The sequence below is a fragment of the Streptomyces sp. NPDC059718 genome, from assembly GCF_042733315.1.
Lineage (GTDB): Bacteria > Actinomycetota > Actinomycetes > Streptomycetales > Streptomycetaceae > Actinacidiphila.
The window spans coordinates 91,639-116,284 of record NZ_JBHWGA010000029.1; the positions used below are offsets into that span (position 1 = coordinate 91,639).

The window sequence follows — 24,646 nt, forward strand, 5'->3', positions numbered from 1 at the left end:
CGAACAAGGGACGCCGGCGCCCGGTCCGCGCCCGGTGGCCGGCGTGGCACTGCGGTGGGCCGCGCTGCACGGCTGCGCCTTGCCCACATTCTGTGAGACATCTTGCCTCGAAGAGGGAGGGTGGCAGTGCCATGACCTGCGAGTCAAGTTGTCTCATAGAATGGCGGCGTGAACGTCTCGACCGACCCCCGGGCCACACGCAGCCGGGCCGCGATCCTGGACGCCGCCCGCTCGCTGCTGCTCGACGAGGGGCCCGCCGCGATCACCCATCAGCGTGTCGCCCAGAAGGCAGGCGTCGGGCGCGCCACGGTCTACCGTCACTGGCCGCAGTCCGAACAGCTGCTCCACGACGTCATGACCAGCGTCGAGATACCGCACTTCCACGAACCGGAGTCACCGGTCCGCCCGTGGCTGCATTCCCAGCTCCGAAAGCTCGCCGACGAGCTCGCGGCGCCAAAGGTCGCCGGCTTCACCCTCACGCTGATGCAGACCGCACTCCGGGATCCTCGCATCGCGGTGCGGCGCGACCACACCCTCGAAGCACTCAACGACAGGCTCCGGGCGGCTCTGTCGTTGGCCGTGGACCATCGAGAGATCGAGATGACCGCGGACCCGCCCGACCTGTCGTCGCTGCTGATCGGCCCCATCATCTACCGGACCGCCATGCAGGCCACGACCGTCTCCGATCGCCTCATCGATGAGCTCGTCGACAGCGTGGGACGGTGGCACGGCCACGCGGCTCCCCCGCCGGACACGCCATAAGGGTCGTCTCCGGGGTGCCGGCAGCGGAATTCCCCCGGAAAAGGATCAGGGCCGGCACCCGAATGGTGCCGGCCCTGACCGTGATGCTTTCCGATGTCAGCCGATCGGAACGATGTTCTCGGCCTGCGGGCCCTTCTGGCCCTGCGTGACGTCGAAGCTCACCTTCTGGCCCTCCTGGAGCTCGCGGAAGCCCTGGGTGGCGATGTTCGAGTAGTGGGCGAAGACGTCAGCGCCGCCACCGTCCTGCTCGATGAAGCCGAAGCCCTTTTCCGCGTTGAACCACTTAACGGTGCCAGTTGCCATGATGAAGCATCTCCTTCTGGAGCAGTTGCCTGAAGTCCACACCGCGCGGACTCCTGTCGCCGCAATGACCCTCCGGAAGGACCGGAAAAACAAAAATGCACCTGTGGGTCAGGTGCACATAACGTTCATGGGTACCAAAACTGCAACACATCAAAGCTAACACACATGCTCCGCCGGCGGTGGATCTCGGAGACCGAATTATTCGTGTCCTTCTCCTGTCGCTCCGGCAGCCTTACTGTGCGACGCTGACTCCCCGAGGCACATCCGTCCACCCCGTGGAGACCCCGTGCGCTGCATCATCGCCGGTTACCCCTTCGACCTCACCCCGAGCGAGGTGCAGCAGGCCATGAGCGGCGTCGCCCCCGAGCCCCTGGCCGGCGAGTCCGTACGGATCGGCCAGCAGTACTACCCCGTCAAGCAGGTGGGCGCCGTGATCACCCGCCAGGACCGGCGCGACTTCACCGCGGCGGAGGTCACCCGTGCCATGACGCGCCTCGGATTCACCTGCCACACCGCCACCGCCGCCACCGACGTCTGACCGTCGGCGGCCCTCACCTCGGTGGGCACGCGGCGCGGGCGCCGTCGGAAGCGACGACGGAGTCCATGAGGCGGCACGCGTCATCAGGCGTCGCACCCGGAGGCACGACCAGAAGGTCGCACCGGCCGACGCCGTAGGACACCAGACAGATCGTGTTCGGCCGCGGGGTGGCGGCGGCCCGGTTGATGTGGATGTTCCGGCCGCCGAACCGAATCTCCTGTGGCCCCATGCGCCACATGGGACCGCTCACCGTGATGCGGCTGATGCCGGGCCAGCGTTCGTCCAGGGCCGCCAGCAGGCCGGGCAGGCCCTTGCCGAGATCGTGGGTCCGCGGCCACCACACGCCGTCCAGCCAGTGCGGTCCCAGGTCGCGCCGGACCAGCCTGACCCGGACGGGCCCCTCCTCGGCCCCGGGGCGGGTGGCCTGCATGCTGCCGATGGGCATCTCAGCCACCCGTCCGTGAGGCGGCGGCGAGCCACCGCTGGAATCCGCTGTGCAGCTCCGGGGTGTGGGCGGTGTCCACCGTCAGATGCAGTCGGGTGCCACTGCCCCTGACGCCGGCGGGGTAGCTGCGTTGTTCGGTGCTCGCGAACCACGTACGCAGTACCTCAGCCACGCGTCGTGCCACTTCGGGTGAGGCGGCGGTGATACGGACCTCGGCGAGTTCGCCCTCCGGGAGCGATGAGTCGGTTCCCATGTGTGTCTCCGGTCTTTTCGCGATGGGCCCGCAGCTCACCGGCCGCCATCGCCCTCTCGCGCCGATTCCCGACCGCGCGTTTCCGGACCAGCCGCCTGCTCGCCGGGCTCCCCGGAGCGCGGCCACCATGCCCGGTCCGGCCTGTCAGGCCGTGATCCGTCGGGTGCGACTCGGGGATGCGTTGCCCGTACCGTCGTCGCGGCCATGACGCCGCCTCCCGGTCCGGCCGGTCCGCCGGACACACCTGTTCCGACGACGACGCCAACGCTGATGCCAACGCACGAAATGCCTTCGGTGCCCCCACCGTACTCCTGGTCGCCGACGATCAAGGTTGCAACGGCTCCGACCAGTGGGAACGTGGAAGGGGCCCCGCGGCAGCCCTCATGTTTGTCGGGCGGACCGCTCGGGCCGCCCCACACGCCCACGACCCGAACACGGACAGTGAGGACGCGGAGTCGGCGCGCCAGGATGTCGTCGAAGTACGGGACCGTTCCTTCGACCACCGCGGCCTTGACGTGGCCTGCGGCTCCGTCGCCGTACGCGGGCACGAACTTCGCGGGCCCGGACCGTCACATCGACGGTCGGCGAGTCGGCGAGCGCGTAGGGTGTCCGGAAGAACGCCGCCCGGACACCGAACGCAATGCCGGCGACGGCCACCAGGGATACCGCCCCGGCGATTTCAGGCCTCTTGGGCGCACGATTCCCCCATGCGAAGTGGTCACCCCAAGGCGTGGTCCTCGTCCGGGCGGCACCTGCATTTCATCGGCAGCCTCCCTCAGTTCGGAACCGCGGAAGCGGCCTTGGGTTGGCAGGTCGGGGAACTCGCCGGGCGGGTCCGCAGGCTGTGCGGCGGCGAGACCGGCGACCGCCTGCTGTGGTTCGTGCCCGTGGTCAAGGCCTTGAAGGCCTCGTCGAAGGTGCGTGTCGTGCGGAACGGGGGTGGAGCGGCTACGACGACACCGACCGGCTGGCCGTGCGGCGCCGTGAACGTCTGCGAGGTGCCGACGTCCCTTTGCGGATCGCCGCTTTCACCGCCGAGGAACTGGACGCTTTGGCGGCCATGGACCGTCCAGCCGGCGCTCAACTGCCGCTCCAGGTCGGTATACCCGGCTACCTGGACATGGCGCTGTTCACCTTCGGCCCCGTGGGCATGGCGCGTGCGGTGCGTGCTTTCTTCCAGGCCCTCGCCACCGAGATCCGGACCGTACACGACACGGCGGGTGATGCGGTGGTCTTCCAGCTCGAATCGCCGGCTGCTCTGGTGGCCGTGAGCAGTATGCCGCGCATTCTGCGGCGTCCGGCAGCGCGACTCATGGCCCGCCTGCTGACCCGTCAGGCGGCCAACGCGCCCTTCGGGGCACGATTCGGGGTGCACCTGTGCCTCGGCGACCTCGGGCACCGGGCCGCAAGCCGTCCGCGCGACGCGCACGCGGTCACCGAGCTGGCGGACGCGGTCATCGGCGCTTGGCCCGACGGACGCACGCTGAAGTACGACGGCGGGCTCCGTGATCGCCTGGCCTCCCGACGTGGCCGACGTACCGTCAGGACGTAACGGGCCAAGGACGTTTACGTCCATTCGCCTTCCCTTCCAACCCGCGTGACCTGCGGCGAAAGTAGTTCCTGCCACCGGGCGTCACACCCGAGACATCCTTCACAGCTGCACCTGCAGGGCAGCTGTCTGGGCCGGGGATGTGCCGTCGCCCGCTCGAACCACCCACCGCAGGAGAAATCATGAAGCTGAGCCATGCCGTCCGCCGTACCACCGCCGCCGTGGTCGCCGTCAGCGCGATGTCCCTCGGCTTGGTCGCGACCACCGCCGGAGCCGCGCACGCCGTCGCGTCGTGCACCGGTGACGTGTCGATGTACGGCACGCTGTCCGACGGCCGGCTGACGTACACGCAGATCGAGCCGAACACCGGCGACCGCGTCAAGACGCTCATCGGCCCGAACCTCGGCTTCACGCCCAAGACGATGGCGGCCCTCAACTTCAACACGGTGCTGGTCACTTCGACCACCGGCGACCTCTACCGGGTCGACGTGCAGACGAACAACACGTCCCTCACGCTCGCGGGAGTCGTCAAGATCTGGGACGGCGGCTGGACCTTCGACAAGTTGGTCTACGACGGCGCCGGTCACCTCTACGGGACGGTCGACGGCCAGCTCCACCAGTACTTGGTGTCGCAGGCCAAGCCCGCAGGGTCGGCGCACATAGGCCAGCACGTGGTGATCGACACCGGCTTCGTCCTCAAGACGCTCGCCGCCGCGGGCGACGACCGCATCATCGCCTCGACCTCGGACGGCCGGCTGCTCAGCTACAAGATCAACGGCGTGAACGACTGGGACAGCTCGGTCCTGAAGTCGAGCGGCTGGTCGGCGGTGGACTCGCTCTCCTCGCCGGGCGGCGGCCTCTACTACGGCCGTACCAACGGCGGCATGTACTGGTACCACGACGCGGACCCGACCGACGGTGACGGCAGCGACATCGCCTACCACTCCGCCGACCCGGTGGACGCGTCCGGCTGGACCCAGAGCCTGCTGTCGGCCTACGCGAACAACTGCGCCTACGTGGCGCCGGCCCCGCCCAAGTCCGTGCAGGGCGGCACCATCTACCGCAACGAGGTCATCACCCGGGCCAAGGACTGGTACAACCGCAACATCCAGTACAGCCAGAGCGCCTACGCCACCGACGTCGACGGCGACCACTCCTACCGCACCGACTGCTCCGGCTTCGTCTCCATGACCTGGCACCTCACCACCTCGCTCACGACCGAGACCCTCCCCAGCGTGAGCACGCAGATCAACAAGGCCGACCTCAGGCCCGGTGACGCGCTGAACGACTACTCCGAGCACGCCGTCCTCTTCGCGGGCTGGAAGAACCAGGACGCGGGCACCTTCTACTACTACGCCGAGGGCAGCACGGCCACGGACATGAACTACTCGACCGCGAACGTCTACAGCGGCGACATCGGCGGCCACCCGGCCTCGTCGTACGTCGCCCTGCGCTACAAGAAGATCGCCTGACGCCCCACCCGGCGCCTCGAAGGCCCCGCCGATCCCCAGCGGGGCCTTCGAGGCGTCCTTCAAGCGCCTGCGTGCGAAGGGGCGGCAGGCCTAGACTCGGAAGATGACCTTGGAATGGGAACAGGTAATCGTTCACTCGGTGGATCCGGTGGCCTTGGGGCGGTGGTGGGCCGAGGCTCTCGGCTGGGTCGTGGTCCACTCCTCCGACGACGAGTTCGAGATCCGGCCGGAGCCGGATCGCCTTCCGGGGTTGGACTTCGTCCGGATCAACGAGCTCAAGCAGGGCAAGAGCCGGCTGCATCTCGACTTCAGACCCGATGACCAGGACGCCGAGGTGGCCCGTCTCGAGGCCCATGGCGCCAAGCGTGTCGACATCGGCCAGGGTGACCAGTCGTGGGTCGTCATGGCGGACCCCGAGGGCAACGAGTTCTGTGTCCTCGGCCACCGACGTCACTGAGAACCCCCGCGGCTGACACCGATTCCGCGAACTCGTCCCACCAGCCTTAAAAGGGCGGCGCCCCCTCGTGTCGAAGGGGCGCCGCCCTTTGCACGCCCGCCGGCGTCATCGGACGCCGAGCCGGGCGTCGGCCGCCGCGGGTGGCTGTCGGTGGCGGGCGGCCTACTGCCAGCCGGCGTCCGCCGGGGTGACCTGCCAGCCGGCGTCGGCCACGAGGACGGAGGAGGACGGAACCGCGTCGGCCGTGGACCGGGGCGTGACCACCGGGGCGGCGAGAGCCCCGGCGACGACGAGGGAGCAGACCGCGGCGACCTTGGCGATTCGGATGCGAAGCATGCCTGTTTCCGTTCCTTCCGGAGGAGAGATGCGGTGTCCGGACCGCCCTCGCGTCCCGCGGTGACGCTCGGCCCGGCCGGTGACCAATAGGTTCGTCGCGGCTCAAGCCTGTGAAAAGAGTTCAGCGATGGACGGAAAGGGCCTTGGACTGATGCGTCCACACGGGCCGCTTCAGTCCATCGTCCGGGGCAGGAAGGCCAGCGGCATCAGCGGCACCCCCGCACCGGTCAGCCGCGCCGTGGCCAACTGCGGTACGTCGCACAGCAGTCGGCGGCAGACCTCAAGGGCCCGTTCCTCCGCCTCATCGATCCCACCGGCCGGCAGATAGAAGCCGAGCGTGAGTGCGGAGGGAGAGGTCGGGTGCACGGCAACGTGCTCGACGCGGTCACGGGGGACGATCGCCGATCGCACCAACGCCTTGACGTTCTGCGGCAGCTCCTCGTCGGAGGGGAGTTCCAGATGTGCATGGACCAGGTACATGCGCTCCAGAGTCTCAACCGAAGTCGTGCTCAAGTCCGTTTGCACGCTGGACCGTTGGGGCCCTGGCCGGTTCCGTCCTGCCTCCGTGACGATCCCCCGTCGCTCTGCGAAGATCGCCGTCGAACAGGGGATGCCGTACGCAGGAAACCAGGGGGAACCAGATGCTGACCGCTCTCGGACTCGATTCCGTCGCGGAGACGGTGTACCGCGCCATGCTCAGAGATCCGAACGCCGGTGTCGCGGCCCTCGCCCACGCCGTGGGGATCTCCGCGGAAGAGGTGGGTGATGCCCTCGACACACTGAGCGAGCTGGCACTGGTACGCCCCGCCGCCGGGGACGCGGGCCGCCTCCGGGCCGTCTCACCGGACGTCGGCATGGAGGTCCTGATGGGCCGCCAGCAGGCCCAGCTGGCGGCCCAGCAGCAGCGCCTGGAAGCCTCGCGGGCCGCCGCGGCGCAGCTCATCTCCGAGTACGCCGAGCTCCGTCCGGCCACCAGCCATCCCGGGGTGGAGCAACTGGTGGGCCTCGACCGGATACGCGACCGGCTGACCGTGCTCACCCGCGAGGTACGCGAGGAATTCCTGACCTTCGCCCCGGGCGGCCCGCAGACCGCGGAGAACATGGCCGCTTCACGGCCGCTCAACGAGGATCTCCTCGACCGCGGGGTGCGCATGCGCACGATCTACCTCGACAGCGTCCGCACCCACCGGCCCACCGTCGAGCACGCCACCTGGCTGGCCGGACTGGGCGGCCGGATCCGCACGACCCCGTCCCTGCCGACCCGGATGATCATCATGGACCGGATGACCGCCATGATCCCGGTCAGCAGCGACGACACCGCCGCGGGCGCAGTCCTGCTGACCGGCCAGGGCACGCTCACCGCGCTGTGCGCGCTCTTCGAGACGACCTGGGAGGCCGCCCAGCCGCTCGGCGAGATCGTGCCCACCGACCCGCACGGGCTCACCGGCCAGCAGGCGACCGCCCTCCGGCTCCTGGCCGAGGGCCACACCGACGAGACGATCGCCAAACGGCTCGGTGTGTCACACCGCACGGCCCGGCGGATCGCCTCGGAGCTGATGGACCGCCTCGACGCACGCAGCCGTTTCGAGGCCGGCGTGCGCGCCGTGCAGCGGGGCTGGCTGCCGGCCCGGTTCTGAGTCACCAGGCCGAAGGCACCGGCTTCCGCGACGGGCCGCTGCGGCGCGTCGGCCGGTGGATCGCGTCGGACGGCGTGAGGTATGGCTACGCTTGTGAGGTTGTCCGCGGCCACCACCGCGGGCACGGCCCGAGGGCCCCGATGGCGACACGGGGCCCTTCTCCATGTCCGGGCGGCCCCGGCCAGGGGGCATCGTGGAACACAGGCCGGGGCCGCTGCTCAGGGGGACGATCACAGCGGACGGAACCGCGTCGGGAGCCCGCCCGGCCCCGTGCACCATCACCACACACAACCGGGCGGGCGGCTGAGGTGCCCTACGGACTCCGTTCCGCATGGACCGGAGTCAACAGGTCCCAGCCGGCCCCGGAGCAAGCACTGGGAACCGGTGGGAATGTGTGGCCGTGCACGTCCATGCCGGCGAACCGATGGCCCTTGCCGCACGTGCACTCGTAGACGCCCTTCACCAGCACCATCTCTCCCGGACGATGCATGCGCGTCTTGTCATCCATGACGACCTCCTCGCCCGACCGGGACCCAACGGGGAGGGGCCCCGGTCTCCAAGGGCGACCGCCGGAGGGCGGGAACCACCCTCGGGGAGCCACTCGAATGGGGAGGTATCAGGGGGCGGGCGGCTCCGACAGGTCGCCTAGCCTCACACGCGCTTCCGAAACCCCGGAGAACCAAACCCTTACGACGAATCGGACTCCGACGGGGCGGCGATCCGCTCGTGGCGCGGTCCCAGCTCAGGCTCGCACACGAGCGACCCGCGCAACCGGCTGCGCCTGCGTCCGCGTGCCCTTGCCGCTCTCGTCTTTCGGTGGCGGCCGCGTTCAGCCGAAAGTCGTAGCGGCGTCCCAGGAGGTCCGACTTCCGCCCGAAGCGGACGGCCATCGGCTCTTCATAGCCTTCCTGGCATGAGCTCCGGCTCGTGCACCGCATCCGCGGGCGGCCTCGCCCGGGCTGCAGGGCCGGGCCGAGCGCCCGCACCGGCGGGGGCTCAAACCTCACCCCCCACCTGCGGTGATGCCCTGAGCCTTCCCGGCCGCAGGGCACCGGCCTGACTGTGACACCTCCGAAGGGCACCCCATGCACTGCGTTCCACCGATCGGTTCCGCCGTCCGTACCGCCGACCCACTCCGTACGCTGCCCGGCCACCGGGCCAGCCCGGAGCTGAGGGTGGATCTGACGGCGATCGCCGCGAACACCCGGGTCTTCGCGGCGCGCGCCGCCCGCGTGATGGCCGTGGTCAAGGCCGGCGGCTTTGGACACGGCGCTGCGGAGGCCGCTTCCGCCGCCCTGGGCGCGGGGGCGACCTCGCTCGGCGTGACGTCCGTCGAGGAGGCGCTGCACCTCAGGCGCGCGGGATTGCGGGTGCCGATCCTGAGCTGGCTCAATCCGGTCGACGCCGGTTTCGAGGAAGCGCTGCGGGCGGGTGTCTCGCCGGCCGTTCCCGGGCACGAGCACCTTGCCGCCGTGACCCGTGCCGCTTCCCGGACGGGCCGGACCGCCGACGTCCACCTCCAGGTGGACACCGGTATGGCCCGCGAGGGTGCCGACCCCCGGGAATGGGCCGACCTGTGCCGTCGGGCCCGGAACGCGGAGCGTGCGGGCCTGGTCCGGGTGGTCGGCGTCATGAGCCACCTGGGCTGCGCGGACACCCCGGGCGATCCGTGCACCGACCAGGCCCTCGAGCTGTTCCGGGCTGCGACGGTCACCGCGGCCGAGGCCGGTCTGCGGCCGGCCCTCCGGCATGTGGCCGCCACCTCGGCGACCCTCACCGACCCGCGGACCCGGTTCGACCTGAGCCGTGTCGGCGCCGGGCTCTTCGGCATCGATCCGACGCGGACGACCCCGCTGCTGCCCGCGCTGACGCTGACCGCCCCCGTGGTCTCCGTCCGCACGGTCACCGCCGGGACCCGGGCCGGCTACGGGCACACATGGAGCGCCCACCGCGGCACCCACCTGGCACTGGTGGCCGTCGGATACGCCGACGGGCTTCCCCGCGCGGCGTCCGGCCGGGCCGAAGTGCTCCTCGCCGGGCGCCGCCGCCCCGTTGTGGGGCGGATCTCCATGGACCAGATCATCGTCGACACCGGCGAGCATCCGGCCGCCCCCGGCGACGTCGCCACCGTCTTCGGCGCCGGTGACCACGGCGAGCCCACCCTCCGGGACTGGGCCCGCTGGTCCGACACCATCGAGCACGAGATCGTGACCGGCCTGGGCGCGCGACTGCGCCGCACGGTGCAGCAGCCGGCGGTGGCCGCGTGATCCCCGCGTCCGAGGCCCGGCGCGTCCGGGTCGCCGTGATCGGTGGCGGGCGGAGCGACGAGCACGAGGTGTCCCTGGCCTCCGCCGCATCCGTCGGCGCCGCACTCGATCCCACCGCCTACGACGTGCTGTCCCTCACCATCGGCCGGGACGGCGTGTGGCGGGACTCCGCCGGGCACCGGCTGGCGGGCACGCCGGCAGCGAGCCTGTCCGCGGCCCTGACCCTGCTCGCCGGGTGCGACGTGGTGTTCCCCGCGATGCACGGCCCGCAGGGCGAGGACGGCACGCTCGCCGCCCTGCTCGACCTCGCGGACCTGCCGTACGTCGGCGCCGGTGTGCGGGGCGGCGCCCTGGCCATGGACAAGTGGGCGACCAAGCTGGTGGCCGAAGCCGTCGGCATCGCCGTCGCCCCGGGCTTCCTGGTCACCGCCGGCAACGCCGACCAGGTGCGCTTCCACGGCCCGGTCGTCGTCAAGCCCGTCGCCGCGGGGTCCAGTCACGGAGTGGCCCTCGTCACCGAGGCGGCAGAGCTCGCACCGGCCATCGCCGCGGCGCTCCGGATCGACGACCGGGTCCTGGTCGAGGACCTGGTGAGCGGACGCGAGGTCGACCTCGCCGTGCTGCAGCGCGCGGACGGCCGCCTGACGGTCGGGCCGCCGCTGGAGATCCTGCTGGACGACGGCCGCCTCTTCGACACGGAACAGAAGTACGACGGCGGAGCCCGGTTCCGGATACCCGCCGCCCTGTCCGCCGGCGAGCTGGACCGGCTCACCGAGGCGTCCCTCGACCTGTTCACCGCCCTGGGGTGCCGCGGAGTGGCCCGCTGCGACTTCTTCCTCACCCCCGACGGTCCCGTGCTGAACGAGGTGAACACCATGCCCGGCATGACCGCCCGCTCCCAGGTCCCCAAGATGTTCACGCACCAGGGCCTGAGCTACCCCGCACTGCTCGACGAACTGGTCCGGGGGGCGCTCGCCGCACCGGAGGCGTCCTCCCCGGCGCAGGGTCGCGGCCCGCGCGCAGCGGCCACCGCGCAGGTGCGGCCGTGACCGGGCAGCACCGCCTCACCACCGACCAGGGTCCCGCACCCGCCGCGATCCACCACGAGAGCAACGGAGGGCACCACCGCATGCACCACTTGCTGCGCACCGCCCGGGTCTACGCCCAGACCGTCTTCGACGTCGTCGTCCTGGGCACGGGAACGGACGACATCCACACCAAGCCGGAGCGCACACCGCCCCCGCCCCCGGAGCCCGACGCGGCCACACCGATGGTGCGCGCGGATGGGTCCGGGCCTTCCGGGGCGTATCGGTGACACTGGAGGCGACACCCGGAGCGGTTTCCGCTCGGCAGGCGAGCGGAAGTGGAGACGACGGGAACGTGGGCGACACAACGGACGGCGTCTTCGAACGGGCGGTGCGGGGCATCGGGTGGCTGGCGGCCACCGGGGCCCTGCTGGTCCTGGGCATCCTGGACGTGAGCCTGAACCAGGCCCATCCGTTCACCGTCCTCCTGGCGATCGTGGTCGCCCTGGTGACGCCGCGGCTGGCGGCCGTCCCCCTGGGTACGGGCGCGCTGTGGCTGGGGGCGCTGGTGCTGCTGGCGACGCTCACCACTCCGCCCGCCGACTACAGCACTGTGCCGTTCGGGTTCACCGCCGCCGCCGTGACCATCCTGGTCATCGGGGTGACCGCATGGCGGGCCGAGCCCATGCGCGCCTCCTTCGCGGTCATGCTCCTGCTGGCGGGGCTGGTGCTCGAACCCCTGAAGTCCCACCAGCGCATCGCGTTGGCCCTGGCCCTGGCCTTGGCGCTCGGCGGCGTGATCGCCGCCGCCACGGGCCTGTCCGTACGGATGCTCCAGACCAACCGCCAGCGCCAGGTGACCGCCGCCCAGCTGGCCCAGCGGACGGGCATCGCGTCGGACCTCCACGACTACGTCGCCCATCACGTGACCGGCATGATCGTGCTCGCCCAGGCCGCGCAGACCGTGGCGGCGAGCAAGCCGCAGGCCGTTCTTCCCGCCCTGGAACGCATCGAGGCGGCCGGCGACGAGGCCATGACGGCCATCCGCCGCATGGTCACCCTGCTGCGCGAGCCCGACGCCCAGGCCCGCCTGTCGCCGCCGGGCACGATCGCCGACATCGCCTCCCTCGCGGGACACTTCACCTCCGAGACCGGTCCGGAGGTGAGGCTGCGCATCGAGGGCGGCTTCGACGACATCGCCATCGACGTCCAGTCGGCGGTGCACCGGGTGGTCATGGAGGCCCTCACCAACGTGCGCAAGCACGCGGACGCGGTCCGCACCCTCGACATCCACGTGCGCCGCCAGGACCGGCCCGACGCGGTGACGGTCGAGGTCACCAACGACGGCCGCAGCCGTGGCGGCGACCACCCCGACGGCGGCTACGGCCTGGCCGGCCTGCACGAGCGCGCCGCGGCACTCGGAGGTTCCCTGACCGCCGGCCCCCGGCTCCCGGAGGGCTGGAGCGTGCAGGCCTGGATCCCCGCCGGGGGCGCACGATGACCATCCGTGTCCTGCTGGCGGACGACCAGGCCATGGTCCGCACCGGGTTCTCCCTCATCCTCGGCGCGGAGGACGACATCGAGGTCGTGGGAGAGGCGAAGGACGGCGTCCAGGCCCTGGAGATGTCCCGCACGCTCAACCCCGACGTCGTCCTGATGGACATCCGCATGCCGCGCATGGACGGCCTCCAGGCCCTCCGCGAACTCAACCGCCCCGGAGCCGGCGACGCCCCCAAGATCGTGGTCGTCACCACCTTCGACGACGACGAGTACGTCTACCAGGCACTGGACAACGGAGCCTCCGGATTCCTCCTCAAGGACTCCGGCCCGGCGCTGCTGACCGAGGCGGTGCGCGCGGCGTACTCCGGGGAAGCCCTGGTCAGCCCCGCGATCACGATCCGGCTGCTGCGCGGCATCAAGCCGCCCCGCCCCTCCGCGCCGGAGGCCTCCGATCTGTCCTCCCGCGAGACGGACGTCGTCCGGCTGGTGGCCGAGGGCAAGACCAACGCGGAGATCGCGGCCGAACTCTTCGTGTCCCTGGGCACGGTCAAGACCCACCTGGGCAACGTCCAGACGAAGCTCTCCGCCCGCAACCGCGTCGAGATCGCCCTGTGGGCCTGGCGCACGGGCCTCGCCGGCGGATAGGGCCCGACCGGGGTGGCGCGCTGCGGCGCCCCCGTCAGCCTGCGTGCGCCCGGCCGGACCGTGATCGTCGGAGCCGCGACGGTCCTGCACGGCGGCTCGTCACCCGCTGTGCTGCGTCGAGGACGGCCATTCCCCGCCGGCGAATTGCCGCCCCCAGTAGTAGGGGTTGACCTCCGCCAAGGTCCGCGCATCCCAGGCGGCCGGATCGTCCTCCCTGGGGACCGCAACCTCCACGGCCGGTCCCCAGAGGGCGAGTCGCTCCTGGCAGATGCCACACGGAGGAAGGATCAGGACCCGGTGCTGCTCCGGGTCCCTGCAGACGCAGACGGATGCGACGACCACGCGGTCCTGCGTGAAGGCCTGTATGAAGGCACCGGTCTCCTGGCAGAGGGCCACGGAACCGTGCAGGTTGTCCAGTCCGACGCTGGTCAGGATCCCGCCATCGGCCAGCCGTACGGCAGCCGCACCACCCGGTTCACCCGGCGGCCAGCGCCGGTTCATGAGGTCGACGGCGGCGTCCACCAGTGCTTGATCGAGGCGCATGGGCCGGAGTCTGGCACATCCGGCAACCGCATCGGCCAACCGGTGCCGGCCCGCACCGCACCCCGGCCCGCACCGGCGTCAGACCGCCGACAGGGCCTGTGTCGGGGGCAGGCGCGAGGCGCGCAGGGCGGGGTAGACGCCGGCGACGGCGCCCACGGCGATCGCGCCGGCCATGCCGGTGGCGAGGGCGAGGGGCGGCAGGACGGGCGGCCAGGACTGGGAGATCGCGTATGCGGCCGTGCCGGCCGCTCCGAGCAGGGTGCCGCTGAGCCCGCCCAGCACGGACAGCATGACCGACTCCGTCAGGAACTGCCCCCGTATCTGGCGGCGGTTCGCGCCGAGGGCGCGGCGCAGACCGATCTCGCGGCGTCGTTCCAGGACGGAGACGAACATGGTGTTGGCCACGCCGATGCCGCCGACCAGGAGAGCGACACCCGCGAGTCCCAGGAAGAGGGCGGAGAAGGCGTGCTCGGTGGCGCGCTTGGCGGCCAGGGCGTCCGAGGGCCGGCTGACCTGGACCAGTCCGGGCAGCTCGGGGTTGACGGAGTCGGGCAGGACCGCGCGTACCGCCTCGATCCGTGACTCGCGTGCCGTCACGTAGACCACCGTGGGGTGCCCGTCGAAGGCGAGGACGTCGCGCGCCGCGTCCCAGCCGACCAGGACGGAACTCTCCAGGTCGGGGGTGAGCGGCATCGGATCGAGGATGCCGATCACCGTGAACCGGTGCTCGCCGATCGTCACCAGCGGTTCCCGTCCCGGGACGACCCGGTCGATGCCGAGCCGCGACGCGGCGCGCGTGCCGAGGACGGCCGTCGGGAAGCGCTCGGTGGCCCGGCCGAGGAAGTGGCCCGCGCGTACGGTGCCGCCGACGGTGGTCAGCAGGTTGGTCCTGGCGGCGAGAACGGTGATCCCGATGGAGTCGTTGGGGTCGGACAGGTCGGAACGCCGCACGGTCGCGTGGGTGTTGGCGACGGCGGTGGCGCTGGTCACCGGGCCGATGCGGGCCGCCATCGCGTCCGCCGCTTCCGGCAGCCGGGCCTTCTGGTCGGCGTCGGGCTGGGGCTGGGCGCGCAGCATGTTGGTGCCGAGCGCGGACAGTTCCTCCATGAGCGCCCGCTGGCTGGAGGCGGGGATGCCGGTGACGACGACGAGCGTGGCGATGCCGATCGCGATGCCCAGGGCGGACAGGGCGGCGCGGGTCCTGCGGGTGCGCAGGCCCAGCAGTCCGAGCCGCAGGACGTCGAGGGGGGACAGCCGGATCGGTCGGTTCATACCGGGCTCCCGGCGGTCGTGCGGGTGGCGGTGTCCGAGGCGACGCGGCCGTCGCGCATCTCGATGCGGCGCGGCATGCGCGCGGCGATGTCCCGGTCGTGGGTGATGACGGCGATGGTGGTGCCTTCCTGGTTCAGACGCGTGAGCAGGTCGAGGACGGCCTGGCCGTTGGCGCTGTCCAGGGCTCCGGTCGGTTCGTCCGCGAGGACGAGGGCGGGTTCGTTGACCAGTGCGCGGGCGATGGCGACCCGTTGGCGTTCGCCGCCGGACAGCTGCTGGGGCAGATGGCGGGTGCGGTGCGCCAGGCCGACCCGGGCCAGCGCCTCCTCGGCGCGGGGGCGGCGCAGCCGGGACGGCACGCCGGCGTAGAGCAGGCCGGTGGCGACGTTCTCGGTCGCGTCGAGGCCGTCGGTGAGGTGGAAGTGCTGGAAGACGAAGCCCAGCAGCCGTGCCCGCAGCGCGGACAGCCGCCGGTCGGACAGCCCGGCGGCGGCGTGGCCGGCGATCTCGACCGTGCCGCTGGTGGGCTGGTCGAGGGTGCCCATGATGTGCAGCAGCGTGGACTTCCCGGAGCCGGAGGGGCCCACGATGGCCAGGAGTTCCCCCCCCTCGACGGTGAGGGTGACCCCGTCCAGGGCCGTGACGCCGCCCGGGTAGGTCTTGGTCACCTCGCGCACGACGAGGGCGAGGGCCGGTTGCCCGGAGTTCATGAGGAGGTCACCACCGTCATGCCCTCGCTGACGCCCGTGCCGCGCACCTCGACCAGGCCGTCGGCGAACACGCCGGTCTCCACGGCCACCAGGGAGGAGTCGGGCCGCTGAAGGGCGTAGCCGCCTTCGCTGAGTGCGAGGAGCGCGGTGACGGGGACGGCCAGGACGCCCTTGCGGTCGGTCGCGGTGAAGCGGACCTGGACGGAGGCGGAGTCCAGGGCCTTCACGTCCGCGGGCCGCTGGGGGGTGATGGTGACGGCGACCGTGGGCGGGCCGGTCTGGGCCGTCTGCTCCTCGCCGGTGCCGCCCTGGACGGCACGGGCGACGGTGGTGATCCTGCCGGGGATCTCACGGCTGTCGGGCAGCGTGATCGTCACGCTCTGCCCGGTCCGGAGTGCGCCGACCTCGGTCGCGTCCACGCTGACCGCCACCGACTTCGCGGTGGTGGTGTACGTCAGCACTTCCCCGGCGACCGGGTCACCGAGGGCGGCGGTGACGGTGTTGACGCGCGCCCTACCCGGCAGGACCAGCGCTTGGCCGGGCTTCAGGGTGCCGGTCGCCGTCTGCCCGGTGTCGTGCTGCCAGCGTCGGAGGGCGGCGCTGAGCGCGGGGGTGAATTCGGAGCCGCCGGTCGTAAGACGGGAGGGACCGCGGTCGGCGGTGTACCCGATGTCGTAGCCGAGGGCCCGCAGGTTGTCCGCCAGCACCGTGACGTCGTGGCCGTGCAGCCCGGGCTTGTCCAGCGCGCGGAAGAAGGGGGTGTCGCCGAAGAAGACGGTGACGGGCCGGTCGTCCACCCAGTACAGGGGTTTGCCGCGCGCGGCTGTCGCGCCCGGCGAGGGCAGTTTGGTGATCACTCCGGTGCCGTTGCCCTTGAGCGTCCGGAGCGGGCCGTAGCCGAGGGTGCCGGGCAGGGTCCGGTCGGTGGAGAGGTCGGTCCTGACGACCTTGACGGTGTGGAGCGGGATCGGGTGTTCCGGCGCGGTCTGCGGGCTGCCGTGGCGCGCGCTCCAAGCCGCGGTGGCCCCTCCCGCGCCACCGGCGGTCAGGAGGACGGCCAGGGCCACGGTGAGCCGGCGCCGTCGCCGTCCGGGGAGGCGGTGGTCAGCGGTCCTTGCCACCGAAGGCCTCCATCGTGCAACTCTTGTCGACCTTGGTCTGCTCGGTCTCGCTCATCGTGGTCTGGCCGTCATAGGTCCAGCCGGAGTTGTCGGGCAGCGCGACGACCTTGAGCCCGTGGGAGTTGAGGCACGTGACGTAGGCGCGGTAGTCGTCGTCGTAGTGCGGGTTCCTGTCGCGGTCCAGTTCGGGGGGCTGCAGGGGGAGTTTTCCGGCGCAGGTCTTCTGCGCGGCCCGGGCGGTGGGGCTGTTGTCGTTCTGGTCGATGGAGTAGGGGCCACGGGACAGGATCATCTTGTGCCCGTGGTCCTTCAGGCAGGTGGCGTACGCGTTCCAGTAGCGGTCGCGTTCGGCGTCGGAGCTGTCCAGACGCAGTTGCGGACGGCCTTCCTCGGCGCTTCGTGAGGGCGCGGGGCCGGACGCCGTGGCGGACGGCGAGCCCGTCGTCAGGGACGCGACGTCGCGCTTCCCGGACTCGGCGTCGGTGTGCCCGGCGGACCCGCCGCATCCCGCGAGGAGGGTGGCGCACGCGAGTGCGGCGGCCGCGCCAAGGCAGCGGTGAGGGAGACGTGAGTGGGTCATGCCGCCGGATCGTGGCCGACGGATGTCAGCATCCTGTCAGGAAGTGTTCGTGATCCGGTGGCCCCGGTGCGGACGCCGCCCAGGGCGCCCGAATGCGCCACTTGGCCTACTTATACTCCCGGTCATGAGCGCCCACATATTGGTTGCCGAGGACGACGAGAAACAGGCGGAGCTGCTGCGGGTCTATCTCGAGCACGAAGGGCACTCCGTGACCGTCGTCCACGACGGGCGCGCCGCTCTGGAGGAACTGCGCCGCAACCCCCCGCAGCTCCTCGTGCTGGACGTGATGATGCCGAGGGTCGACGGGCTGGACGTCTGCCGCATCCTGCGCCGCGAGTCCGACCTGCCGGTCCTGATGGTGACCGCCCGCTGCACCGAGGACGACCTGCTGCTCGGCCTCGACCTGGGCGCCGACGACTACATGGCGAAGCCGTACAGTCCGCGGGAGCTCACCGCCCGGGTGCGCACCCTGCTGCGCCGTGCCCGCCCCGCCGCGCCCCGCGTCCCCGAACCGGAACCCGAACCCGGACCCGATCCGGTGCTGACCGTCGCCGGCCTGAGCATCGACCCGTCCCGGCACCAGGTCACCTGCGACGGCGCCCCCGTGGACTGCACGCCCGGGGAGTTCCGGCTGCTGGAGACGCTCGCCGCCCAGCCGGGCCGGGTCTTCACCCGGGAGCAGATCCTCGGGCACCTGCACGGCACGGGGCGCTACTTCACCGTGCGGACGGTGGACACGCACGTCATGAACCTGCGCAGGAAGATCGAATCCGATCCCGCCCGGCCCGTGCGCCTGCTGACCGTCTACGGTGTCGGCTACGTCCTGTCCGACAGCGCGTGAACGCCCGCTTCCACCGCAGCCTGGTCGTGCGGCTGCTCGCGCTGTCGGTGCTGATCTCCGTGTGCTCGATCGCGGCCACCGCCTGGCTTGCGGTCCGCACGACCGCCCGGGCCATCCGGCAGGAGCAGGGCCAGGCCATCTCGGACGACTCCCGGATCTACGAGGCCCTCGTGGCCAGGGCCGCGACGCACCGCGACTGGCAGGGTGTGCAGGCGCTGGTGGACCGCCTCGCCCGGGAGACCGGACACCGCGTCGTCCTCACCACCCAGGACCGCCGGCCGATCGCCGACTCCGTCGACGTCGACGCCAACGCCGACTCCGGCTCCGGCTCCGGCCGGAGGGCTCCGTTGCCCGACCGGGCGTCGGCGACCGTGGACGCGCTGTCCGTCGACGCCGGCGTCTCGGGCTCCCGTGGCCGCGACCGCATCGACTCCCGCGCCGTCGGTCCGTTCCGCCTGACACCGGCGGAGCGCACGGAACTGACCGCCCTCGCACAACGCCGTGTCAACTGCCTCAACCAGATCCCGGGCATTCGCGCCACCACCGCCACGGCCCCCAACGGACGGCCCCGCGTGGACGCGCCGGGCTACACGGGAAGCAGGTGCGCCAACGACGCGCTGGACCGACCCACCCGCACCGAGGCCCGTGCGCTCGCCCAGCTCGACAGACTGGTCGGCACCTGTCTGAGCCGCCGCGGCAGCGGTCCGGTACGGCTCGCACCGGACCTGACCTGGACGGGCACGGGAAGCCGTACCCCCGTGGACGATCAGCTGGTCCCCTCGTGCCTGGACAGCGCCCGCCGCGAGCAGCTCGCCTCCTACGTCGCCCCGGCCGCGCTCCTGTTCATCGGCTCCCCGGACCAGGCCGCCGTCTCACCGTTCGACCTGTCCGCACCCAACCGCCTCCGGATGGCCGCGGTCGTCGGCAGCGTGCTCCTGCTCACCGTCGCCGTCACCGTGGGCCTGGGCCTCCGGTTGGTCAGACCGCTGCGGGCCCTCACGACGGCTGCCCACCGCATGAAGGCGGGTGACCTCGCCGCTCGCGTCCAGGTGACCGGCAAGGACGAGATCGGCCGGCTCGCCGAGGTGTTCAACGAGATGTCCCGGCACCGCGCCGAGCTGGAACGGCTGCGCACCGAGATGGTCGGTGACATCGCCCATGAGCTCCGCACTCCGCTGAGCAACATCCGCGGCTGGCTCGAGGCCGCCGACGACGGCGTCGTCCCGGCCGACCGCGCCCTCGTCGGCTCGCTCCTCGAAGAGGCGCTGCTGCTCCAGCACGTCGTGGACGACCTCCGGGACCTCGCCGCCGCCGACGCCGGAGCGTTGCGGCTCCACAAGGCGCCGTGCGACGTCGCCGAACTCGTCCAGCAGGTCGTCACCGCCCACCGCGGACGCGCCGACCACGCCGGCGTCGTCCTCCGCGTCGAGGGCGGCGTCGGCCTCGGCACCGTCGACGCCGACCCGGTCCGCCTCCGTCAGGCGGTGGCGAACCTCGTCTCCAACGCCGTCCGCCACACCCCGTCAGGCGGCACGGTCACGATCCGGGCGCACCGGGACGACGGCACGGTCGTCATCGCCGTGGCCGACACCGGCGGCGGGATCCGGCCCGAGGACCTGCCCCGGGTCTTCGACCGCTTCTGGCGTGCCGAGAAGTCCCGCAACCGGGGTACGGGCGGCAGCGGTCTCGGTCTTGCCATCGTGCGCAACCTCGCGCACGCGCACGGGGGTTCCGTCACCGCCGAGAGCACCTACGGCGAGGGTTCGCTGTTCACGCTGCGTCTGCCGGCCGGGGGCGGGCGTCGGCGTTAGGCGTCCGTGCGGCCCGGTCTCCCGCCGGACCGGGCGGAGCCGAACGGCGCCTTCACGTGCCGTTCGCCGCCAAGGCCTCGACACCCGCGCGCAGGAAGGTCATCGCCGCGACGACGTCGTCACGTGTCGGCGTGGGGCCCAGGGACGAGCACAGCGCGGCCGCCGCGGCGGCCGTCATGCGGGCGTCCCTCTCGTCGGGAGGCGTGTCCATGTCCTCGACCAGGCGACGCGCCCCGGTCTCGACGATCTCGGCCATGCGCGCCTTGTGGGGGCCCAGGAGCTGCGGGTTGAGCGCGAGCATGCGCTCGGTGAGTGCGCTCAGTTCCTGCGGGTGGTCCAGTTCGCCGTACAGCCAGTGCTCGACGGCGTCGATGATGCTCCAGCCCGGTTCGCGCTCGCTGATGGCGGCGTGCAGTCGTGCTTCGAGCGCGTCGAGGTGGGCCAGCGCGAGGCTGAGTTTGGTGGGGAAGTACAGGGTGACCGTACGCCGGGAGACTTCGGCCCTGTCGGCGATGTCGGTGATCGTGGCGGCCTCGTAGCCGCGTTCGGCGAAGAGCTCGTGGGCGGCGCGCAGGATCGCTTCCCGCTTCCTGTGCTTGTTCCGTTCCCTGAGCCCGTCCGCCGTCATGAGCCGGACTCTACCATCCGTGCAATTTTGCACTTGGTGTAATCATGCCTACAGTGTAGGCATTCGGATGATCGGTACGGGCGGAAGCCGACCCGCGGTCGCACGGGGGCTTCCCGGAGGAGTGGGCATGGATCGACCGCTGGTCGGCAGGATCGCCGTCGTCACAGGCGCGAGCCGTGGGGTGGGCAAGGGGATAGCGCTCGAACTGGGCGCTGCCGGTGCGACGGTCTACGTGACCGGGCGCAGCGTCACGGCCGGTCCGCTGCCCGGCACCGTGAGCGAGACCGCCGAGGAGGTGACCGCGCTGGGCGGCAAGGGGGTGGCCGTCGTCTGCGACCACCGCAGTGACGAGCAGGTGGCGGACGTGTTCGCGCGCGTGCGCGAGGAGTCCGGGCGGTTGGACCTGCTGGTGAACAACGTCTTCTCGTCGCCGGACCTCGGGGCCTGGCTCGGCAAGCCGTTCTGGGAGTTGCCACTCGCCGCGTGGGATCAAGTGCTGGACATCGGCACACGGTCGCACTACGTGGCGAGCGTCTGTGCGGCACCGCTGCTGTTCGCGGCGGGAAGGGGGCTGATCGTCAACGTCTCGTCGGCAGGCGCACGCCAGTACTCCCACACCACCGCGTACGGCGTGGGCAAGGCCGCGCTCGACAAGATGACGGCGGACATGGCCGTGGAACTGCGCCCGCGGGACGTGTCCGTGGTGTCGGTCTGGCCCGGCCTGGTCCGGACCGAGTTGGTCGACGCCGCCGCACGCGGGGCCGGCCACGGCCGTTCCGAGATCGAACTCCCGGGCGAGGGCAGGTTCGACGTCGGCGCGGCGGAGTCGCCGCGTTTCGTCGGGCGGGGCGTGGTGGCGCTGGCAGGCGACCCCGCGGTACGGGACCGCTCGGGATCCGCGGTGTCGACGAGCGACCTCGCACTCCACTACGGCTTCACCGACGTGGACGGCTCCATGCCGTCCGCCGTGCAGTAGTCCGTGCCATTCCGGCCCTGTCCGGTAGTGGCGTCAAGGTTCTATACAGCACCCCGCTTCACCTGATCGGATGGTGGAGCCGTTACGCGGAATGCCCCGCGCACTGTCGTGGCGGTGCTTCACCGAATGTGCGCAAGCGGAAAGCCAGTGGGGAAGGTTCGCCGTGCCCGGCATCGTCAAAGAGAACAGCGTCGCAGTCGTACCGTTTCGGCACGATCCACGCGTTTCTCAACGTTGACGGTTTCGGCGACCGAATTGACCCTTGGCGGCCGGTCACATGCCGGCCGGCCGCCAGGAGTTGCAGGGGTTGACGCCTCTCCGGCCACGGCGGGGTCGGCTCAGCCGACGCCCGCTCATCCCGCCCTCCCCAGGGGCCGGTAGACCGTCGTGCCACCTGCACGGCAGAGGGCCCGCAACACCACTGCGGCGTTGCGGGCCCCTGACCGCGCACGCGTGACGTGCCGCAGCCGCGATCGATGGCCGCTTCGGGCGGGACTCCCCCGCGCGCTGCGACGCCTTCACACGAGCCCCCCGGCGTCCGGCGTCAATGTCGCGCCCGCCGGACGCCGGGGACCGGAAATGTCATCTGCGCGCCTCGTGGCAGAAATCACCGGCAGGGGCGGACAAATGACGCCCGCACGCTCTGGGTGAACTGACGGCGCGAAAGGCCCAAGCGGTATGCCCCTGAAAAGGATTCACGCCATGTTCACAACTTCCGGGAATTCTCCCGGTGGCACTGTCTTCTTTGATTCCGTCCGGCGCGCTCTGCTAGCGTCACCAACCGTCCTCAGGTCGATTGCGAGCGAACGCCGGACGCGGTTCGGCGCCGACAGACGGCAGGCACACCTCCGTAGAGAGTCCGGAGTGCCTCGCAGAACGGCTCATGCCGTGTCAGTCAGCTCGCCCACAGGGCGACATGACCGTCTCAGACACACTCGGGAATAATTGATGACGACAGAGAGAACGACTCGCCGGCGGCATGCCGAACGGCGTCGGCCGGTGCTGCTCGCGGCCGCGGCACTCGCGGTGGCCGGTGCGGTGGCGGTGCCGGTGGTGGCACAGGCGACCAGCGAGAACTCCCCCTCCACGTCCACGCGGCAGGCCGACTTCACGGCCGCGGCCGCGGAGTTCGACGTACCGGAGCAGGTGCTGCTGGCGGTGGCGTACCAGGAGTCGGCATGGGACGCGCACGCCGGGCAGCACAGCACGGATGGCGGCTACGGGCCGATGCATCTCACGGATGTCACGGCGGCGATGCTCTCCGCCGGTGACGCGGGCATGGCCGGCCGGGCGGACGTGGCAGAACTGGCCGCGGACCCGGCGCTGCACACGCTCCAGGCCGCGGCGAAGCTCACCGGTCTGTCCGCGAAGGACCTGCGCGACAACGCGACGGCCAACATCCGTGGCGGGGCCGCCCTGCTGGCCTCGTACCAGGAGGCCACCGGCGGGAAGGCTTCGGCGGGTCCGGACGACTGGTACGGCGCGGTGGCCCGCTACAGCCAGTCCACGCAACGGGAGGGCGCCCGGGCGTTCGCCGACCGGGTCTACGCCACGCTGGAGAAGGGCGTGAAGCGCACCACCGCCGACGGTCAGCGGGTGGCGCTGGCGGCCGGGACGGGAGTGACCCCGGCCACCGGTCAGCTGGACCGCCTGCGCCTGACCTCGGCGGCGACGACCGACACCGAGTGCCCCACCACCGTGGACTGCACCTTCGTGCCGGCCGCCCCGTCCAACGGCCAGGTGTCCAACCGCCCGGCCAACGGGATCCGGATCGACTCGATCGTCATCCACGACACCGAGTCCTCGTACGAGTCGGCGATCGCCACCTTCCAGACCGCGGGCGGGAGTTCGGCGCACTACGTGATGCGGTCCGCCGACGGCGCGGTCACGCAGATGGTCCCCACGAAGGACCTGGCGTTCCACGCGGGCAACTACTCCACCAACATGCACTCCATCGGGATCGAGCACGAGGGCTACGCCGCCCACGGGGCGACCTGGTACACCGAGGCCCAGTACGAGGCCACGGCGGAGCTCGTGAAGTACCTGGCCGAGCGCTTCGACATCCCGCTCGACCGGCAGCACATCATCGGTCACGACAACGTTGTCGGCCCGACGTCGGCGACGGTGTCGGGCATGCACTGGGACCCGGGACCGTCCTGGGACTGGGAGCACTTCATGGCCCTGGTCGGCGCCCCGCTGACCGGCAGGCACGGTGTCGGCCGGGTAGGCAGCGTCGTCACCATCGCTCCCGGCTTCGCCGGCAACCGGCAGACCGTCCAGATCTGTCCGTCCGACGACCCGACCGGCGCCACGCCTGCCTGCACGGACGTCGAGCAGCCCGCCAATTTCGTCTACCTGCGCACCGCGCCGGAGGACACCGCGCCGCTCTTCGGCGAACAGTCCATCCACCCCGGCGCCGCCGGGACGAACCGGATCAACGACTGGGGCGGCACCGCCCAGGCAGGCCAGCAGTTCGTGGTCGCCGGCAAGCAGGGCGCCTGGACCGCCGTCTGGTTCAGCGGCAGCAAGGTCTGGTTCCACAACCCGAAGGGCCGGAACACCGTCCCCGCCCACGGCGTGACCGTCGTCAAGAGCGGCAGGAACTCCGACACCCCGCCGGTGAAGGTGTACGGCTCCAGCTACCCGGACGCCGCGGAGTACCCGGCCGGGTACGGCGCCTCCACCCAGGCCCCGCTGAGCATGTACACCATCCCGTCCGGCCAGGCGTACGTCGCCACCGCGCCGCCCGCCCTGACCGACGACTACTTCAAGGCTGACGGCAAGGTCGTCTTCGGCGCCAAGAAGATGTACACCATCCAGTACAACCACCGCACCGCGCTGGTCTACGAGGGCGACGTCACCGCCAAGCGGCCGGTCAACCCTCCCAGCCACGGCTGACGCACGGCTCCGCATCCGTGGTGGTGTCGGGGGCACGCACGCCCCGGACACCACCACGCGTGCTTGTCTCGCAGCCC

The 24,646-nt window shown here is 71.4% G+C and carries 27 protein-coding genes; 15 read left to right on the forward strand and 12 right to left on the reverse strand.

Annotated elements, in window-relative coordinates:
* Window positions 1-168 precede the first annotated feature (168 nt).
* Window positions 169-762: a TetR/AcrR family transcriptional regulator gene (locus ACFV3E_RS29375; RefSeq protein ID WP_500537392.1), complete on the forward strand. Its 594-nt coding sequence runs from the start codon at window positions 169-171 to the stop codon at window positions 760-762.
* 96 nt (window positions 763-858) lie between these two features.
* Here ACFV3E_RS29375 and ACFV3E_RS29380 read toward each other — a convergent pair whose 3' ends face one another.
* The gene (locus tag ACFV3E_RS29380) at window positions 859-1,065 is read right to left on the reverse strand and encodes a cold-shock protein (protein ID WP_499509778.1); all 207 of its coding nucleotides are present in this window, start codon (window positions 1,063-1,065) and stop codon (window positions 859-861) included.
* Between the two features lie 286 nt (window positions 1,066-1,351).
* Between ACFV3E_RS29380 and ACFV3E_RS29385 the strand changes: the two genes are divergently transcribed.
* A complete protein-coding gene (locus tag ACFV3E_RS29385) occupies window positions 1,352-1,603 on the forward strand; it encodes an SCO5918 family protein (protein WP_500537393.1) in 252 nt (83 codons plus the stop codon).
* 13 nt (window positions 1,604-1,616) lie between these two features.
* On the opposite strand, the gene ACFV3E_RS29390 is transcribed toward ACFV3E_RS29385, so the two are convergent.
* Window positions 1,617-2,048 (reverse strand): DUF5994 family protein, encoded by a 432-nt coding sequence (locus ACFV3E_RS29390; protein WP_500537394.1) that lies wholly within the window; start codon window positions 2,046-2,048, stop codon window positions 1,617-1,619.
* 1 nt (window position 2,049) lies between these two features.
* Window positions 2,050-2,301 carry a hypothetical protein gene (locus ACFV3E_RS29395; RefSeq protein ID WP_500537395.1) on the reverse strand — a complete coding sequence of 84 codons (252 nt, stop codon included), beginning with the start codon at window positions 2,299-2,301 and terminating at the stop codon, window positions 2,050-2,052.
* A 1,012-nt stretch (window positions 2,302-3,313) separates the two neighbouring features.
* Between ACFV3E_RS29395 and ACFV3E_RS29400 the strand changes: the two genes are divergently transcribed.
* The 3 genes from ACFV3E_RS29400 to ACFV3E_RS29410 all read left to right on the forward strand — a co-directional run bounded on the left by ACFV3E_RS29400 (window position 3,314) and on the right by ACFV3E_RS29410 (window position 5,779).
* Window positions 3,314-3,853, forward strand: a complete 540-nt coding sequence (locus ACFV3E_RS29400; RefSeq protein WP_500537396.1) for a uroporphyrinogen decarboxylase/cobalamine-independent methonine synthase family protein — start codon at window positions 3,314-3,316, stop codon at window positions 3,851-3,853.
* Window positions 3,854-4,032: 179 nt separating this feature from the next.
* Window positions 4,033-5,322 carry a tachylectin-related carbohydrate-binding protein gene (locus ACFV3E_RS29405; RefSeq protein ID WP_500537397.1) on the forward strand — a complete coding sequence of 430 codons (1,290 nt, stop codon included), beginning with the start codon at window positions 4,033-4,035 and terminating at the stop codon, window positions 5,320-5,322.
* A 103-nt stretch (window positions 5,323-5,425) separates the two neighbouring features.
* Entirely contained in the window at window positions 5,426-5,779 is a 354-nt protein-coding gene (locus ACFV3E_RS29410) for a VOC family protein (RefSeq protein ID WP_500537398.1), read from the forward strand.
* A gap of 162 nt (window positions 5,780-5,941) precedes the next feature.
* On the opposite strand, the gene ACFV3E_RS29415 is transcribed toward ACFV3E_RS29410, so the two are convergent.
* Both ACFV3E_RS29415 and ACFV3E_RS29420 read right to left on the reverse strand, forming a co-directional pair.
* Window positions 5,942-6,115 (reverse strand): hypothetical protein, encoded by a 174-nt coding sequence (locus ACFV3E_RS29415; RefSeq protein ID WP_500537399.1) that lies wholly within the window; start codon window positions 6,113-6,115, stop codon window positions 5,942-5,944.
* 171 nt (window positions 6,116-6,286) lie between these two features.
* The gene (locus ACFV3E_RS29420) at window positions 6,287-6,595 is read right to left on the reverse strand and encodes a hypothetical protein (protein WP_500537400.1); all 309 of its coding nucleotides are present in this window, start codon (window positions 6,593-6,595) and stop codon (window positions 6,287-6,289) included.
* Between the two features lie 161 nt (window positions 6,596-6,756).
* Here ACFV3E_RS29420 and ACFV3E_RS29425 point away from each other — a divergent pair, with 161 nt between their 5' ends.
* Window positions 6,757-7,752: a helix-turn-helix domain-containing protein gene (locus tag ACFV3E_RS29425; RefSeq protein ID WP_500537401.1), complete on the forward strand. Its 996-nt coding sequence runs from the start codon at window positions 6,757-6,759 to the stop codon at window positions 7,750-7,752.
* A gap of 313 nt (window positions 7,753-8,065) precedes the next feature.
* Here ACFV3E_RS29425 and ACFV3E_RS29430 read toward each other — a convergent pair whose 3' ends face one another.
* Complete coding sequence (locus ACFV3E_RS29430) at window positions 8,066-8,260, reverse strand: hypothetical protein (protein ID WP_500537402.1); 195 nt, start codon at window positions 8,258-8,260, stop codon at window positions 8,066-8,068.
* Window positions 8,261-8,927: 667 nt separating this feature from the next.
* Here ACFV3E_RS29430 and alr point away from each other — a divergent pair.
* From alr to ACFV3E_RS29455, 5 genes are all read left to right on the forward strand, one after another.
* The gene (alr, locus tag ACFV3E_RS29435; RefSeq protein WP_500537403.1) at window positions 8,928-10,019 is read left to right on the forward strand and encodes an alanine racemase; all 1,092 of its coding nucleotides are present in this window, start codon (window positions 8,928-8,930) and stop codon (window positions 10,017-10,019) included.
* Window positions 10,016-11,068, forward strand: a complete 1,053-nt coding sequence (locus ACFV3E_RS29440) for a D-alanine--D-alanine ligase family protein (RefSeq protein WP_500537404.1) — start codon at window positions 10,016-10,018, stop codon at window positions 11,066-11,068. Before alr ends, ACFV3E_RS29440 begins: the two co-directional genes overlap by 4 nt.
* A complete protein-coding gene (locus ACFV3E_RS29445; protein WP_500537405.1) occupies window positions 11,065-11,334 on the forward strand; it encodes a hypothetical protein in 270 nt (89 codons plus the stop codon). Before ACFV3E_RS29440 ends, ACFV3E_RS29445 begins: the two co-directional genes overlap by 4 nt.
* Before the next feature lie 65 nt (window positions 11,335-11,399).
* The gene (locus ACFV3E_RS29450; RefSeq protein ID WP_500537406.1) at window positions 11,400-12,545 is read left to right on the forward strand and encodes a sensor histidine kinase; all 1,146 of its coding nucleotides are present in this window, start codon (window positions 11,400-11,402) and stop codon (window positions 12,543-12,545) included.
* Window positions 12,542-13,189, forward strand: coding sequence for a response regulator (locus tag ACFV3E_RS29455; RefSeq protein ID WP_500537407.1), 648 nt, complete (start codon window positions 12,542-12,544; stop codon window positions 13,187-13,189). The genes ACFV3E_RS29450 and ACFV3E_RS29455 overlap by 4 nt, the downstream gene beginning before the upstream one ends.
* A gap of 99 nt (window positions 13,190-13,288) precedes the next feature.
* Here ACFV3E_RS29455 and ACFV3E_RS29460 read toward each other — a convergent pair whose 3' ends face one another.
* The 5 genes from ACFV3E_RS29460 to ACFV3E_RS29480 all read right to left on the reverse strand — a co-directional run bounded on the left by ACFV3E_RS29460 (window position 13,289) and on the right by ACFV3E_RS29480 (window position 17,415).
* Window positions 13,289-13,732, reverse strand: coding sequence for a cytidine deaminase (locus tag ACFV3E_RS29460; protein WP_500537408.1), 444 nt, complete (start codon window positions 13,730-13,732; stop codon window positions 13,289-13,291).
* A 78-nt stretch (window positions 13,733-13,810) separates the two neighbouring features.
* Window positions 13,811-15,004 (reverse strand): ABC transporter permease, encoded by a 1,194-nt coding sequence (locus ACFV3E_RS29465; protein ID WP_500537409.1) that lies wholly within the window; start codon window positions 15,002-15,004, stop codon window positions 13,811-13,813.
* On the reverse strand, window positions 15,001-15,714 hold the full coding sequence (locus tag ACFV3E_RS29470) for an ABC transporter ATP-binding protein (RefSeq protein WP_500537410.1): 714 nt from the start codon (window positions 15,712-15,714) through the stop codon (window positions 15,001-15,003). The genes ACFV3E_RS29465 and ACFV3E_RS29470 overlap by 4 nt, the downstream gene beginning before the upstream one ends.
* Window positions 15,711-16,835, reverse strand: coding sequence for an efflux RND transporter periplasmic adaptor subunit (locus ACFV3E_RS29475; RefSeq protein WP_500537411.1), 1,125 nt, complete (start codon window positions 16,833-16,835; stop codon window positions 15,711-15,713). Before ACFV3E_RS29475 ends, ACFV3E_RS29470 begins: the two co-directional genes overlap by 4 nt.
* The gene (locus ACFV3E_RS29480) at window positions 16,819-17,415 is read right to left on the reverse strand and encodes a hypothetical protein (protein ID WP_500537412.1); all 597 of its coding nucleotides are present in this window, start codon (window positions 17,413-17,415) and stop codon (window positions 16,819-16,821) included. The genes ACFV3E_RS29475 and ACFV3E_RS29480 overlap by 17 nt, the downstream gene beginning before the upstream one ends.
* A 124-nt stretch (window positions 17,416-17,539) precedes the next feature.
* On the opposite strand from ACFV3E_RS29480, the gene ACFV3E_RS29485 reads away from it, so the two are divergent.
* Together ACFV3E_RS29485 and ACFV3E_RS29490 are read left to right on the forward strand one after the other, a co-directional pair.
* Window positions 17,540-18,256: a response regulator transcription factor gene (locus tag ACFV3E_RS29485; protein ID WP_500537413.1), complete on the forward strand. Its 717-nt coding sequence runs from the start codon at window positions 17,540-17,542 to the stop codon at window positions 18,254-18,256.
* Window positions 18,253-20,067, forward strand: a complete 1,815-nt coding sequence (locus ACFV3E_RS29490; protein WP_500537414.1) for a sensor histidine kinase — start codon at window positions 18,253-18,255, stop codon at window positions 20,065-20,067. Before ACFV3E_RS29485 ends, ACFV3E_RS29490 begins: the two co-directional genes overlap by 4 nt.
* Window positions 20,068-20,119: 52 nt before the next feature.
* Here the strand turns inward: ACFV3E_RS29490 and ACFV3E_RS29495 are convergent, their stop codons facing one another.
* Entirely contained in the window at window positions 20,120-20,695 is a 576-nt protein-coding gene (locus tag ACFV3E_RS29495; protein WP_499509800.1) for a TetR/AcrR family transcriptional regulator, read from the reverse strand.
* Between the two features lie 127 nt (window positions 20,696-20,822).
* On the opposite strand from ACFV3E_RS29495, the gene ACFV3E_RS29500 reads away from it, so the two are divergent.
* The gene (locus tag ACFV3E_RS29500) at window positions 20,823-21,671 is read left to right on the forward strand and encodes an SDR family NAD(P)-dependent oxidoreductase (RefSeq protein WP_500537415.1); all 849 of its coding nucleotides are present in this window, start codon (window positions 20,823-20,825) and stop codon (window positions 21,669-21,671) included.
* Window positions 21,672-22,619: 948 nt separating this feature from the next.
* Window positions 22,620-24,569 carry an N-acetylmuramoyl-L-alanine amidase gene (locus ACFV3E_RS29505; RefSeq protein WP_500537416.1) on the forward strand — a complete coding sequence of 650 codons (1,950 nt, stop codon included), beginning with the start codon at window positions 22,620-22,622 and terminating at the stop codon, window positions 24,567-24,569.
* Window positions 24,570-24,646: the final 77 nt, after the last annotated feature.

Bases quoted from the DNA above. Each gene is read 5' to 3' on its own strand.
- ACFV3E_RS29405 (WP_500537397.1), top strand. From the start codon at position 4,033: ATGAAGCTGAGCCATGCCGTCCGCCGTACCACCGCCGCCGTGGTCGCC.
- ACFV3E_RS29380 (WP_499509778.1), bottom strand. From the start codon at position 1,065: ATGGCAACTGGCACCGTTAAGTGGTTCAACGCGGAAAAGGGCTTCGGC.
- ACFV3E_RS29430 (WP_500537402.1), bottom strand. From the start codon at position 8,260: ATGGATGACAAGACGCGCATGCATCGTCCGGGAGAGATGGTGCTGGTG.
- ACFV3E_RS29470 (WP_500537410.1), bottom strand. From the start codon at position 15,714: ATGAACTCCGGGCAACCGGCCCTCGCCCTCGTCGTGCGCGAGGTGACC.
- ACFV3E_RS29465 (WP_500537409.1), bottom strand. From the start codon at position 15,004: ATGAACCGACCGATCCGGCTGTCCCCCCTCGACGTCCTGCGGCTCGGA.
- ACFV3E_RS29415 (WP_500537399.1), bottom strand. From the start codon at position 6,115: ATGCTTCGCATCCGAATCGCCAAGGTCGCCGCGGTCTGCTCCCTCGTC.
- ACFV3E_RS29495 (WP_499509800.1), bottom strand. From the start codon at position 20,695: ATGACGGCGGACGGGCTCAGGGAACGGAACAAGCACAGGAAGCGGGAA.
- ACFV3E_RS29390 (WP_500537394.1), bottom strand. From the start codon at position 2,048: ATGCCCATCGGCAGCATGCAGGCCACCCGCCCCGGGGCCGAGGAGGGG.
- ACFV3E_RS29420 (WP_500537400.1), bottom strand. From the start codon at position 6,595: ATGTACCTGGTCCATGCACATCTGGAACTCCCCTCCGACGAGGAGCTG.
- ACFV3E_RS29505 (WP_500537416.1), top strand. From the start codon at position 22,620: ATGACGACAGAGAGAACGACTCGCCGGCGGCATGCCGAACGGCGTCGG.
- ACFV3E_RS29425 (WP_500537401.1), top strand. From the start codon at position 6,757: ATGCTGACCGCTCTCGGACTCGATTCCGTCGCGGAGACGGTGTACCGC.
- ACFV3E_RS29455 (WP_500537407.1), top strand. From the start codon at position 12,542: ATGACCATCCGTGTCCTGCTGGCGGACGACCAGGCCATGGTCCGCACC.
- ACFV3E_RS29480 (WP_500537412.1), bottom strand. From the start codon at position 17,415: ATGACCCACTCACGTCTCCCTCACCGCTGCCTTGGCGCGGCCGCCGCA.
- ACFV3E_RS29410 (WP_500537398.1), top strand. From the start codon at position 5,426: ATGACCTTGGAATGGGAACAGGTAATCGTTCACTCGGTGGATCCGGTG.
- ACFV3E_RS29460 (WP_500537408.1), bottom strand. From the start codon at position 13,732: ATGCGCCTCGATCAAGCACTGGTGGACGCCGCCGTCGACCTCATGAAC.
- ACFV3E_RS29395 (WP_500537395.1), bottom strand. From the start codon at position 2,301: ATGGGAACCGACTCATCGCTCCCGGAGGGCGAACTCGCCGAGGTCCGT.
- ACFV3E_RS29500 (WP_500537415.1), top strand. From the start codon at position 20,823: ATGGATCGACCGCTGGTCGGCAGGATCGCCGTCGTCACAGGCGCGAGC.
- ACFV3E_RS29485 (WP_500537413.1), top strand. From the start codon at position 17,540: ATGAGCGCCCACATATTGGTTGCCGAGGACGACGAGAAACAGGCGGAG.